This window comes from Pedobacter sp. NO84 (assembly GCF_059703915.1).
The window spans coordinates 3685623-3697589 of the sequence record NZ_AP046575.1; the positions used below are offsets into that span (position 1 = coordinate 3685623).

The window sequence follows — 11967 nt, forward strand, 5'->3', positions numbered from 1 at the left end:
TGTATGCCCTACGCCCCACGATTAAACATCAATATCATGATTACAGAAACAGGAAATATGAACTTAACGCTTAAGGTTTGGCGTCAGAAGAACAGCACAACTAAAGGAGCCATGGTCGACTATAAAGTTGCCAATATCTCGCCAGATATGTCTTTTTTAGAAATGTTTGATGTTTTAAATGAAGAATTGATTACCAAAGGTGATGAGCCCATTGTTTTCGATCACGATTGTCGTGAGGGAATTTGCGGAATGTGCTCTATGTTTATCAATGGTAGACCTCACGGACCAAAGGATGCCGTTACTACCTGTCAATTGCACATGCGCTCATTTAAAGATGGAGATACCATTGTGGTTGAGCCATGGAGAGCTAAAGCATTCCCAGTAATTAAAGATTTAACGGTGGATAGGTCGGCCTTCGACCGTGTAATTGCAGCGGGAGGCTTTATTTCAGTAAATACAGGAAATGCGCAGGATGCCAATGCCTTGCCAATTCCGAAAGCCCAAGCTGATGCTGCATTTGAAGCTGCGGCCTGTATTGCATGCGGGGCTTGTGTTGCCACCTGTAAAAATGCATCAGCTATGCTTTTTGTTTCAGCTAAAATTTCGCAGTTGGCATTGTTGCCTCAAGGGCAGCCTGAACGTTATAAACGTGTGCAGAACATGGTAGCCCAAATGGACGCCGAAGGATTTGGTAACTGTACAAATATAGGTGCTTGTGAAGCTGAATGCCCTAAAGGAATTTCTTTAGAGAATATTGCGCGTATGAATAGGGACTACTATTCGGCAAAGTTTGTTAGTGAAGAAGAAGGCTAGTGAGCAGGGCTAGGCGTTACGCGATAGGCGTTTTGTTCGCCAAACACTTCCCGCCAAACGCGTATCTTAAAACTGATTTGTTTTTTTATTTTTAATTTGCTAGATTTAAATGTCCGAGACACAGGAGATATCAACGAAAAACCCCGACCGTTATGGCTGGGGTTCTTTGTTTAAGAGGCATTAATTATTCATAGGGTTATTTTTTTAATGAGAATTTAACGGGAATATTGTACCTCACCCTTACAGGTTTTCCATCTTTCAATCCCGGATTCCAACTTTTGCTCAATTTTATCACCCTTAAGGCTTCTTCGCCCAATCCGTATCCATCACGATCCATTACCTTGATGTTAGTAATCGAACCATCTTTCTCTACCACAAACGATGCAAAAACAGTGGCCTCTAATTTACGGTCGGCTGCTTCTTTAGGGTATTTCAGATTAGCATTTAAAAATGAATAAAAACTTTCGATACCACCTGGGTAAGTGGGCGGATTGGTTACAGATACAAAGCTAAAGATTGCGGTATCGCTTAATACTTTGCCACCAGCATTGCCTGACGATCTCCCTTGTAGGCTAAACTTTATCGGAATATTATATTTAACACGTACTGGTTCACCATTTATCCTGCCCGGATTCCATGGCTTACTTAGTGTCAATACCCGAACAGCTTCTTCATCGGTTCCTGACCCAAGTTTTCTTGCTACTTTAATATCTGTTAAAGAGCCATCTTTCTCTACCGTAAAGGAAACATGCACGTTGCCTTCTACCTGTGCTTCTTTGGCTTCGGCAGGATAATGGATATTACTACCTAAAAACTCATAAAATTTGGCCATTCCGCCAGGATAAGTTGGTGGGTTTTCTAGACTAACAAAGTTATAGACGGTATTATCTTGTTGTGCATTTACCTGTTTTACACTAAATACGATTGCTATTAGCGATAATAATAAGATCTTTTTCATAGTATTTGAAGTTTAAGTTTCATTACATTTTTTTCAATGAGAATCGAATAGGAATGTTGTATTTAACCCTTACTGGCTTTCCATCCTGCATTCCAGGATTCCATTTTTTAGCTAGCTTTAATACCCTTACTGCCTCTTCATCCGTTCCAGCGCCTAGTTTCCTTTCTACTTTTATGTCTGTTATTGATCCATCCTTTTCGACGGTGAAAGAAACGTGCACGTTACCTTCAATATTTTGTTCTTGTGCCATTGGCGGATACTTGATATTCTTTCCTAAAAACTCATAGAATTTTTCAATCCCCCCAGGATAGGTTGGTGGATATTTTAGGCTTACAAAATCATATACATTTTGGTCCGTGTTATCGATGGGTGGAGGGGGAGGTAACGATTCTCCATTTGAGTCGTTGCGCACAGGCGGAGGAGGTGCGAGTGCAACTGTAGTGTCAGTTTTGCCCGAATCTTTTTTACCCTCATTTTGGCACGACACGAGCATTAGCACCGCTATAAGCGATGAGAAAATAATTTTTTTCATGGGTTTTGGTTTTAGGTTAGATTTTATAAAATAACTTGATATTTAATTTTCTTTTTTCACCGGTTGACTTTCCTTCTTGGAAACTGGAGTAACATTACTCTTGGTTACTACAATAATAACCCCGTTAACTGCAGACGTCCCATATTTTAAAACTGCGGTCTCGCCTTTCAAAACGTTTATTGAATATATATTATCAGGGTCTACGGTGTTTATATCATTATATGCAATTTCTTTGCCATCAACAATCAATTTGGGGTTTTTGCTTATGCTATCATTCCTACTCCAGTTAACTTTAAAGGAATTATTAGTAGAATCAGCCCTTATAAGATTAACAGAGTTTGTATGGGTTATAGCAATTGAGTTTATGGTAACATTAAGCTCAATATATCCTTCGGGCATTTTAGCATTTTCGTTTTCAATAGGAGAAGTAGAACCATTTAATCTGAAACTTGTTTTTATAGCATATCTGCCATTTTTAATCTCCCTAAAATGGGGATAGGCCAAAATTTGGTTCAGTACCGCAACATCGCATCCCGATCCAAGTTCTGTATAAATACTCGTATTGCTAATCTTCCCCTCTGTTAATGAAAAAAGGATAATGCTGTTCCCTTGTAAATCTTTCAGTTTTGCTTTTTCTGGATAATTAATGTTGCTGCTCAAGTATTTATATAGATCATCCGTTCCTCCTGATAAAAGGGCATTCGCATGTACTGTGATCGTAGTTATTGTTAGAAGTGCTGAGAAGAGAAACAAAAATAATTTTTTCATGGCTTGATGGTTTAGTTTTTATTCATAACAGTGGCACTAATTATTTTGGGTTTATAACTTTTTGATTTAATAATCAATGCACCCTTTTCAGCAGCTTTTCCATAGATCTGAACGGCATTGGCCGCTGATAAAACGTCAATACTTTCAATATCCTTGCTATCCATTGATTTAACATAATCGTAACTTTTAATTTCGTTGTCTACGATTACCATGGGCTCGTCATTATCCGCATATGTTTTAAGTCGGATGGAAGCTATTACCGTCGCTTTACGCTCTTTCTGATCAAGATCCAGAGCAAATTTAACTGGGATGTTATATTTTACTCTAACTGGTCGGCCATTCTGCATACCTGGGTTCCAGCGCTTCGTTAGTTTTAGAACGCGTAGTGCCTCTTCATCAGTTCCAAACCCTAATTTACGTTCAACTTTAATATCGCTTAGCGAGCCATCTTTCTCAACGGTAAATGAAACATGTACATTACCTTTTATTTCGTTGTCTATGGCAGCTTGGGGATATTTAATGTTAGTGCCCAAAAATTTATAAAACTGCTCTATTCCACCGGGATAAGTTGGAGGCTGTTCCATCGAAACAAAACTGTAAATATTTTGATCGGCTTCATTCTCTTTAACAAGTGGAAGAGCAGTAACTACCATATTTTGTAACGCAGTGTAATCTGGTGATGGAGCTATATTTTCATTCTTTAATTCTGTGTCTGATCCACTTAATTTAAAAGTAACCTTTAAGCTATAATTACCATCCTTTTGAAAATAACCGTGGTAGTTTAATATCTGCCCCAAAACTTCTTCATCGCAGCCCTCTGGTAATTCATTCTGTACTATTGCATCCAATATTCTACCGTTCTTCACCGTAAAGTTGATAATGGTGTTTCCTTGGATTTTTTTCTCAATAGCGGCAGTAGGATATTTGATCCGAGCGCCCAAATAGCTGTAAAACACATTCAAAAAACGGGTGCTTTCTGGTTCATTGGTAGTAACATCTTTTGTAGGCACTAGCGTAATCACCTGCGTGTTCTCACTTTTATCGTCAATTTTAGACGCTGGCTTGGTAAAACTTACTATGCTTAAAGGGGTGGCAATCGCTTCATTAACTACCGTTCGTGCATTCTCTAACGGAATCTTGTCGGCAATTGCTAAAATTTGATTGTTTTTTCGGATGGTAGCAGAAGACAGAACAAGGGTCAATGCAAAAAGTGGCACAAACATTCCATATTTTATAATGGCAGTTTTTTTGGACCGTTTTTTATGAAGCATCAAAATCCTTTTCTTGATTAATGATTTGGTGAAAAACCCATTCGTTAACGTATTGGGCCTCACTCCAAACGCCTGGCTCAATAACAATAGGGCATAGGCTTCCTTATCACCTTGGAATTTAGCCGCAGCTTCATCTGCAAGATATTCGTGGATGTTCTTTATTGTTTTTTTATACGCGTAGATGATGGGGTTAAACCAAGAAAAAATGCCTAAAACCTCAAAAAATAACACATCTATGCTATGTAATTGCTTAACATGGACATCTTCGTGTAGATTAACTGTTGCCAGCTCCGGAACATTCGAAGAAATAATTTTCTTACGGAAAAAAGAGAAGGCGGTACCATTGCCTAGCGTTGTGATCAGTTTACGCACCGCCAACAACTGGAATGCCAACCGCCCAATACAGACCACTATCCCCATCAAGTATGCCATTACAATAAAATTTCCCCAGTTAAATCTTGTCGCCGTATCATCAACTACACTAACTTGTGTTACAAAGTTATTGATCTGCTCTACCCCTATATAAATCGGTTGTGCTACCTCTTGTTTGCTAAACCATTCGAATCGTAAAAACGGGATAGCCAAAGAAAGCCCAGCTGAGCCAAGAAGATAGACACGGTTAAGCACAAAATAGGTTTCCGAATCTAAAAACAACTTGTAAAAGCAATAAAAAATAACCAAATAAATGTTTACCTGGAGGAGATAATGCGCCAAACTCATTTTGGTTTGTTTTTAAATTTGTTGATCATTTTTAAAATTTCATCCACATCACTTAAATCTAATTTTTCTTCCTTTACGAAGAAAGAGAACATACTTTCTACAGAATTCTCAAAATAACTACCCAATAATTTTTCGGTTGCATGTCGCTTATATTCTTCGCGACTGATAAGCGGATAATATTTATGCGCCTTGCCAAAGGCTTCATGACCAATAAAGCCTTTTACTTCCAAAATCCTGATAATGGTAGAGACCGTATTGTAAGCTGGTTTAGGTTCTGGCAAATAATCCATAACTTCTTTCACAAATGAATTTTCCAGTTGCCAAACAATTTGCATGATTTGTTCCTCTGCCTTCGTTAAATCTTTAATTTCCATGATAATTGTTGTTTATTACTAAAATATAAGCGTTTTTTAAAAACTTAAACGCAATTTCATCACCCATTAGGGATATGATTACTTAAACTTAAAACTAATATTTTAGTTTTCAAAACTTTTTGACAATTATTTTTCTTATTATTGAATAAAACCAACTATATGAAGATAGCCTTTCATGGCGCTGCCCGAAACGTAACGGGAAGCAAACATTTGATTACTTTAAACAATGGACAAAAAATTTTATTAGACTGTGGCCTATTTCAGGGCATGGGCGCAGAAACTGAAGAATTGAATAGTAATCTCGGTTTTGACGCGTCGACCGTAGATTTCTTGATCCTATCACACGCGCATATCGATCATAGTGGGTTAATTCCCCTACTATTAGCCCAAGGCTTTACGGGTGTGATTTATGGCACCGAAGCAACTAAAGAGCTGAGCAGGATTTTATTGTTGGATTCGGCTAAAATCCAGAGTGGAGATTTAAAGTTTGAGAACAAAAAACGCAAAAAAAGAGGTGAGCAAGAAATAGAAGCCCCCTATACTGAAGAAGATGTAGCTAAGGCACTTGATCATTTCATATCTGTAACCTATAATAATGAAACCAGGGTGTCCGATCAGGTAAGTGTCACTTTTATCGATGCGGGGCATATTATAGGAAGTGCGTCTGTTCATCTAACCATTACCGAAGGAGAGAAGACCACGAAATTAAGTTTTAGCGGCGATGTAGGCCAATATGGAGACATGTTGCTAAGGTCGCCACAAGATTTTCCACAAGCCGATTATATTTTAATGGAATCAACATATGGAGATCGATTACATGCTGACGCTCAACCAACCAAAGAAGCTTTTTTAGCTACAATTATCCATACCTGTGTGAAAAAAAGGGGTAAAATTATCATCCCCTCTTTTAGTGTTGGTAGAACTCAAGAACTGTTGTTTATTTTAAATAATTTGGATCTTGAAGGCAAGTTGCCCGATATTAAAGTTTATGTAGATAGCCCATTATCGGCCAAGGCCACTAAAATTATCGAACAGCATGCAGAAGGTTATAACGATGAAGTGCTAGACATTATGAAGATCGATGATCATCCTTTCGAATTTAAAGGATTACATTATATAGAAGATGCAGAGGAATCAAAATCGCTGAACGGGAAGCCCGAACCCTGCATTATTATTTCGGCATCTGGCATGGCCGAAGCAGGAAGGGTGAAGCATCACATTGTAAATAATATTGGTGATAGCAAGAATACCATTTTGATTGTTGGCTATTGCGAACCACGATCATTGGGCGGAAAGCTTAAAAACGGCGCTAAAGAAGTCTATATTTATGGAGATGAGTTTCAGGTAGTAGCAGAAGTTACATCCATCCAATCAATGAGTGCGCATGGCGATTATGAGGATCTGCTTCGCTTTTTATCCTGCCAAGACCCTGCAAAAGTGAAGAAAGTATTTTTGGTACATGGAGATTATGACGTCCAGCTGGTTTTTAAAGAAAAACTGATCGCAAAAGAGTTTCTCAATGTTGAAATTCCAGACAGACATGAGGAGTTTGAACTATAAGTAGACTTCGTAAGTCTAAATTGAAATCAGATTATGCTTGATGCCGTACACCACTAAGCCGGTTCTAGATTTAATATTAAGTTTCGAAAAGAGGGATTCCCTGTAATTATCAACTGTTCGGGGACTGATATTCATCTGGTCAGCAATTTGTTTATAGGTTAATTCGGTACTGCATAACTGTAGAAAGACCAGTTCTTTTTCGGAAATGACAGGCTTAATATTTTCTTGTTTTAAAGAAATGAGCAGTCGCCCAGACACTAAATCATTGATATAAAAACCTTTTTCGACGATACTTTGTATGGCAAATAATAGTTCGGATGGTTTTGACTCTTTTAACATATATCCACATGCACCAGCTTTTAACATGCCAATAATTGCATTTTCATCTTCGAACATGCTGAGGGCAAGTACATTGATGTCTGGATAATTATCTTTGATCCATTTTGTAGTAGCATAGCCATCCATCACCCTCATATTTATATCCATTAAAACAACCTGTACCTTTTCATTTTTTTCCAATTTTTCTTGAAAATCAACTCCATTGGTTGCTTCAAATACAACATCAATCTCATCAAATTCTGCGATCAGGCTAGCCAAACCCGAACGGAATAAGGTATGATCGTCTACTATTGCTATAGCTATTTTATTTTGATACATAATTAGGGATAGGGGATTTCAATTAGGATGGTTGTTCCGGTAGTTTGACTAGAATTGATCTGTATTTTGCCATTGATTATTTCAACACGCTTATGGATGGAATAAAGACCAAGTCCCTTTTTTTGGTTTTTGATCACTTCATAATCAAATCCAATCCCGTTATCGGCAACAACTAAACGTAGGGTTTCATTGGCCAAAGAAAGCTCCACTTCGATGTGGGTTGCTTTAGCATGTTTGATAATATTATTGATAATCTCTTGGAGTAAACGCAGTACAATAAGGTCTTTATTGGGAGAAAATATTTCTGAATTCAACAATTGATTTTTAACCTTTAGCTTATGCTCGCCAATTCTTGATAATCTATCCAGCTCTTGTTTAACGGCTTTTCCCAGGCCCATCTCAACAATTTGCTCGCCTTGTAAAAGCTTTGCCAAGTCTCGTAATTCTTGGATCGATTTATTCACTAAATCCAGGGAAGTGGTTATCTTCTTTTCAGATTTTTCTGTCTCCTTTAAATTAATGGAGTTCAAGGTTAAGGTAGTTAAGCTTAACAGCTGACCGATGTTATCGTGAAGGTCTGAGGCAATGGTTTGCATCGTTTGTTCTTGGGCTTCGATTTGGCTTTTTAGGAGCTCGGATTCAAACTTTTGATTCATTAAATGCTTTTCTTCGAAATGCAATTTCCTTCTACGGTTATACATGGTAACTAAAAGTATCAAACCTAATGCTACCACAAAAAATACCAGTGATATTAAAATAATTACTGAAAATAAGCCTGATTCTTCTTTAGACATATAAACGATTTAACCCAACATCCATACATCACCACATTCAAAATATTGATGATCACGTATCGTATTGGAAATTTATTGATATTACTTTGAACTACAATTTTTTCATGCAGTGCGATTACTCCTGTTGAGGTGGTAAAAAAGATGAGACACCCTGAAGCAAACCAAAATCCGGGCTCTGCGAGGATGTTATTAAATTCTTCCTGTTTAAACAGACTGTAGTAATAGAAAATGGAGAGAAAAATCGCAATAGCCCCAAAAGCGGTAAGGGTAGTGTAAAAATATTTGTAAATACCCTGGGTTCCTAAATCAAACCCATAAAGGCCGATCAAAATTAAAAGGCATACCAGACAGATTTTTTTGCCTGGTATGGTCTTTATTATTTTTGAAAAAATATACAGGTGGAAAATGATATAGATCATGAAAAAGTAGTTGTACAGCCACTGATTGTTGATATACTGAGTTGACGTTTTCGCGACGTAAAAGCAATAGGTCTCCAATCCGGCGGTAACTGCCAGATAAGGCATAAACCACTTCCAAAATCTAATCTTCGTGTCTTTTAGCAATAAAATGGATGCAAAAAAACAAATCCATTCGGCAATAATTGAAAAGGGGATTGTAAATAGGGCCATATTTTATTCTGGGTATCCGAGATCATATTCTTCATCATCGGGTACAGCGTGATAAGGTGGTGCTAATTCGGCTTGGTCCAACCCGTCACCTGGACCTACATCTCTGCCTTCGGCCAATGAAACTTTATTCAGTTCGCCAAACATATCTTCATATCCATTTTTGATAATGGTGTTACAAAGGATGGCGGTGGTAAAACCCATGTACTTTTCACTACCATGCGGAAGTGTTTGAGGCGAAACATGGTTGCCCAAATAAATTTTTAATCCATGTTGTTGGATAGTAGCTACTTGATCTTTTACTGGTTTATCCTGGTCTAGCACCCCATTAGCAATCAAAAGTTGAATCACGTTATAGGCATTAAAATGGGCATACCTAAAAGATTTGTCTTTTATATACCCTGGTGATTTTCTATAGGCATCTATCATTGCTTTTAAGGTGGCTTTATCAAAGCCTTTACCATCTGAGCCACTGTTGCCTTCTACATTTTTTAACATTGTTGAAAATTTAAATTGTGAGCGATTAATTTTTTATAAACTTCGCTAATAATCAGTGGATTAACAACCGTAAAATTCCTTAGGTTCTATACCGTAAAAATACCCTATTAAAAAAGGTAATTCCCCTAATCAGTTCATCTGCCAATAGTCTTAATTTTATCTCATCAAGATAACCCGATAAGCCGAAAAGGGTGAATAGAGTAGGCAACAAACACTATGGAAGATAAGAGTACAATCGTGAGGAAATATATACTCAACCAAACAAACGAAATGGTAAGGTTAAGTCTATTTGTTGACTCAGAAGAGCAAACATCAACCAGTTTGATTAAACTAAACAATATGCTCAAGCATGTAGTAAGTGGAAATTTGATCGATTATCCATTAGGTACCAACCTTTCACTACAAGGGAGAAGATTAACGATTACCACAACAATCGCCAATACGTCAGGGCATGTAAAACATCAAAGATTAACAATACAATTGAAAGGGGGAGTTGAACCTTATTCGGAGGTATTGGGTGCCAAAGTAGGCGCACTGAGATCCGAGAGTTACTATGCAGAGTCTAATCTATTTGGTTGTACAGCTGACCATGAAAAAAAAAGCTACGCCCTTAGCAGTCATTCTCTAGTTTAAAAACAATTACCAGAATAAGAATCTCTATCTATTAAAGCTCTCAAATACACGTTAAAAAAATCCACCACGATTGTGATGGATTTTTTTATTTCTTCAAACTTACGAAGTTTTCAAACTTCGTAAGTTTAGCTTAGAATCTGCCCGCATTTGGTTTGCTCATCGCCTTGCGTGGCAATTTATCTGCACGCTCAGAAGTATGATAAACAAATGAGGCGACAATTGTAGCCGATTTTTTCAGGTCATCTTCAACCAAACGATCAAAAGTATCTTGATTTGAGTGGTGAGTACGTGTATTGTAATCCATTGGGTCTTGGATAAACTGGAAACCTGGCAAGCCAACTCCATCAAATGATTGGTGATCGGTTCCACCTGTGTTACCAATGGTGATGGTTTTTGCGCCTAAATCATCAAAAGGTTTTAACCAGCTTTGAAAAATATCCTTTACAGCCGCATTACCTTGTAAATAAACGCCACGAATTGTTCCGGTTCCATTATCTAGGTTGTAGTAAGCAGTTAATTTTTGGTGCTCTGGTTTTAGGGTATAAACAGTGTCTTTGTCTTTTACTTCTGCAAAATGTTCTTTCACATAACCCCTTGATCCAAAAAGACCTTGCTCTTCTGAGCTCCATAACGCAATACGGATGGTACGTTTTGGTTTAAAATCTATTGCTTTTAGAATTCTTATTGCTTCAATCATCACGGCAGAACCTGCGGCATTATCAGTGGCTCCAGTGGCCGAGTGCCACGAATCAAAATGTCCGCCCAACATTACTACCTCATCTTTTAGCGATGGATCTGTTCCAGGGATTTCTCCAATAACGTTATAGCCTTTTGGATCTTTGTCATAAAATGAAGTTTTAACTTCTGCTTCCATCGAAACCGGTTCTCCACCACGCAGTAAACGTAAGATGTGAAGATAATCTTCGCTGCTTACTTCTAATTCTGGCGAAACAGGCTTAGCATCCAACTTATAAGACGCACCATTACTGGTGAAGAAAGTACCGTAGCTGCCACGCGCATAAGTTAACTTTAAACCAATTTGTTCAGCCATTAACATGCTGTCGATTGCTGCACGCATACTTTGCATCCGCAACATCATAGCTCTTTGATTAGCAAAATTTGCCTGCCCCGGAGCGCCACCTTGACGGTTGCCTCCTGGCCTGCCACCAGTCTGTGGCGCTGCATTGGCCATTTCCAATAATTTGTCATCAGCATAACGCACATTGTCTGGCGTATATGAATTTTTTAGGGGCTGGATCAATGCAGATTCTAACATGATAATCTTCCCTTTTAGTTTTCCTTTGTATTTAGCAAGATCGGTAATGGTATCAGCCTTAATTAAAATAACCTCTGATTTGATTAATCCCTTGGTACTTGGCGTCCATGCTTTTGGCGATGCAATAATGGCATGGTAATAGGGAAGAGTGGTAGCCGCATAGTATTTATCAACCTGCCAACCTTTACCAAATTCTCCCCATGCCTCTAAATGTACATTTTGAAGGCCTATTTCATTGAAATATTTGACAGCCCAATCCTGAGCTCTTTTTAATCCGGGAGAGTTTGCCAAACGTGGTCCGGAAACATCCGTAATGTGATAGGCAATATCCATCGCTTTAGATTTCTCCAAACCTTCGGTCCTTATTTTTTGTACAGCGGCCGTGTTAATAGGCTCTTGTGCAAAAGCAGAAAAACATAGGCCTATAGCAAATGCACTAAGTGTAAATCTTTTAATCATAATTTTTATAGTTTTAGTTAAGTTAATA

The 11967-nt window shown here is 38.0% G+C and carries 13 protein-coding genes; 3 read left to right on the top strand and 10 right to left on the bottom strand.

The window, feature by feature from the left end; all coding sequences use genetic code 11:
• The first annotated feature begins 36 nt into the window (after window positions 1-36).
• A complete protein-coding gene (locus tag AC6H0V_RS16310) occupies window positions 37-813 on the top strand; it encodes a succinate dehydrogenase/fumarate reductase iron-sulfur subunit (RefSeq protein ID WP_497561263.1) in 777 nt (258 codons plus the stop codon).
• Between the two features lie 196 nt (window positions 814-1009).
• Here AC6H0V_RS16310 and AC6H0V_RS16315 read toward each other — a convergent pair whose 3' ends face one another.
• The 5 genes from AC6H0V_RS16315 to AC6H0V_RS16335 are packed head-to-tail and all read right to left on the bottom strand — an operon-like array spanning window position 1010 to window position 5436.
• Window positions 1010-1771 (bottom strand): energy transducer TonB, encoded by a 762-nt coding sequence (locus AC6H0V_RS16315; protein WP_497561264.1) that lies wholly within the window; start codon window positions 1769-1771, stop codon window positions 1010-1012.
• A 22-nt stretch (window positions 1772-1793) separates the two neighbouring features.
• Window positions 1794-2303: an energy transducer TonB gene (locus AC6H0V_RS16320; protein ID WP_497561265.1), complete on the bottom strand. Its 510-nt coding sequence runs from the start codon at window positions 2301-2303 to the stop codon at window positions 1794-1796.
• A 42-nt stretch (window positions 2304-2345) separates the two neighbouring features.
• Window positions 2346-3071 carry a TonB-dependent receptor plug domain-containing protein gene (locus AC6H0V_RS16325; protein ID WP_497561266.1) on the bottom strand — a complete coding sequence of 242 codons (726 nt, stop codon included), beginning with the start codon at window positions 3069-3071 and terminating at the stop codon, window positions 2346-2348.
• Between the two features lie 11 nt (window positions 3072-3082).
• Window positions 3083-5062, bottom strand: a complete 1980-nt coding sequence (locus AC6H0V_RS16330; protein WP_497561267.1) for a TonB family protein — start codon at window positions 5060-5062, stop codon at window positions 3083-3085.
• Window positions 5059-5436, bottom strand: a complete 378-nt coding sequence (locus AC6H0V_RS16335; protein ID WP_497561268.1) for a BlaI/MecI/CopY family transcriptional regulator — start codon at window positions 5434-5436, stop codon at window positions 5059-5061. The genes AC6H0V_RS16330 and AC6H0V_RS16335 overlap by 4 nt, the downstream gene beginning before the upstream one ends.
• Window positions 5437-5595: 159 nt before the next feature.
• Between AC6H0V_RS16335 and AC6H0V_RS16340 the strand changes: the two genes are divergently transcribed.
• Complete coding sequence (locus AC6H0V_RS16340; protein WP_497561269.1) at window positions 5596-6996, top strand: MBL fold metallo-hydrolase RNA specificity domain-containing protein; 1401 nt, start codon at window positions 5596-5598, stop codon at window positions 6994-6996.
• 15 nt (window positions 6997-7011) lie between these two features.
• Here AC6H0V_RS16340 and AC6H0V_RS16345 read toward each other — a convergent pair whose 3' ends face one another.
• From AC6H0V_RS16345 to AC6H0V_RS16360, 4 genes are read right to left on the bottom strand one after another with little or no spacing between them, the layout of a single operon-like run.
• Window positions 7012-7653, bottom strand: a complete 642-nt coding sequence (locus AC6H0V_RS16345) for a response regulator (protein ID WP_497561270.1) — start codon at window positions 7651-7653, stop codon at window positions 7012-7014.
• 2 nt (window positions 7654-7655) lie between these two features.
• Window positions 7656-8447, bottom strand: a complete 792-nt coding sequence (locus AC6H0V_RS16350) for a sensor histidine kinase (RefSeq protein ID WP_497561271.1) — start codon at window positions 8445-8447, stop codon at window positions 7656-7658.
• On the bottom strand, window positions 8414-9076 hold the full coding sequence (locus AC6H0V_RS16355; protein ID WP_497561272.1) for a hypothetical protein: 663 nt from the start codon (window positions 9074-9076) through the stop codon (window positions 8414-8416). The genes AC6H0V_RS16350 and AC6H0V_RS16355 overlap by 34 nt, the downstream gene beginning before the upstream one ends.
• 3 nt (window positions 9077-9079) lie before the next feature.
• Window positions 9080-9571: a hypothetical protein gene (locus AC6H0V_RS16360; RefSeq protein ID WP_497561273.1), complete on the bottom strand. Its 492-nt coding sequence runs from the start codon at window positions 9569-9571 to the stop codon at window positions 9080-9082.
• Between the two features lie 216 nt (window positions 9572-9787).
• Between AC6H0V_RS16360 and AC6H0V_RS16365 the strand changes: the two genes are divergently transcribed.
• On the top strand, window positions 9788-10204 hold the full coding sequence (locus AC6H0V_RS16365) for a hypothetical protein (protein WP_497561274.1): 417 nt from the start codon (window positions 9788-9790) through the stop codon (window positions 10202-10204).
• 130 nt (window positions 10205-10334) lie between these two features.
• Here AC6H0V_RS16365 and AC6H0V_RS16370 read toward each other — a convergent pair whose 3' ends face one another.
• Entirely contained in the window at window positions 10335-11939 is a 1605-nt protein-coding gene (locus AC6H0V_RS16370) for a M28 family metallopeptidase (RefSeq protein ID WP_497561275.1), read from the bottom strand.
• Window positions 11940-11967: the final 28 nt, after the last annotated feature.

Coding starts and splice junctions, on each gene's coding strand:
- AC6H0V_RS16310 (WP_497561263.1), top strand. CDS start 37: ATGATTACAGAAACAGGAAATATGAACTTAACGCTTAAGGTTTGGCGT.
- AC6H0V_RS16315 (WP_497561264.1), bottom strand. CDS start 1,771: ATGAAAAAGATCTTATTATTATCGCTAATAGCAATCGTATTTAGTGTA.
- AC6H0V_RS16320 (WP_497561265.1), bottom strand. CDS start 2,303: ATGAAAAAAATTATTTTCTCATCGCTTATAGCGGTGCTAATGCTCGTG.
- AC6H0V_RS16325 (WP_497561266.1), bottom strand. CDS start 3,071: ATGAAAAAATTATTTTTGTTTCTCTTCTCAGCACTTCTAACAATAACT.
- AC6H0V_RS16330 (WP_497561267.1), bottom strand. CDS start 5,062: ATGAGTTTGGCGCATTATCTCCTCCAGGTAAACATTTATTTGGTTATT.
- AC6H0V_RS16335 (WP_497561268.1), bottom strand. CDS start 5,436: ATGGAAATTAAAGATTTAACGAAGGCAGAGGAACAAATCATGCAAATT.
- AC6H0V_RS16340 (WP_497561269.1), top strand. CDS start 5,596: ATGAAGATAGCCTTTCATGGCGCTGCCCGAAACGTAACGGGAAGCAAA.
- AC6H0V_RS16345 (WP_497561270.1), bottom strand. CDS start 7,653: ATGTATCAAAATAAAATAGCTATAGCAATAGTAGACGATCATACCTTA.
- AC6H0V_RS16350 (WP_497561271.1), bottom strand. CDS start 8,447: ATGTCTAAAGAAGAATCAGGCTTATTTTCAGTAATTATTTTAATATCA.
- AC6H0V_RS16355 (WP_497561272.1), bottom strand. CDS start 9,076: ATGGCCCTATTTACAATCCCCTTTTCAATTATTGCCGAATGGATTTGT.
- AC6H0V_RS16360 (WP_497561273.1), bottom strand. CDS start 9,571: ATGTTAAAAAATGTAGAAGGCAACAGTGGCTCAGATGGTAAAGGCTTT.
- AC6H0V_RS16365 (WP_497561274.1), top strand. CDS start 9,788: ATGGAAGATAAGAGTACAATCGTGAGGAAATATATACTCAACCAAACA.
- AC6H0V_RS16370 (WP_497561275.1), bottom strand. CDS start 11,939: ATGATTAAAAGATTTACACTTAGTGCATTTGCTATAGGCCTATGTTTT.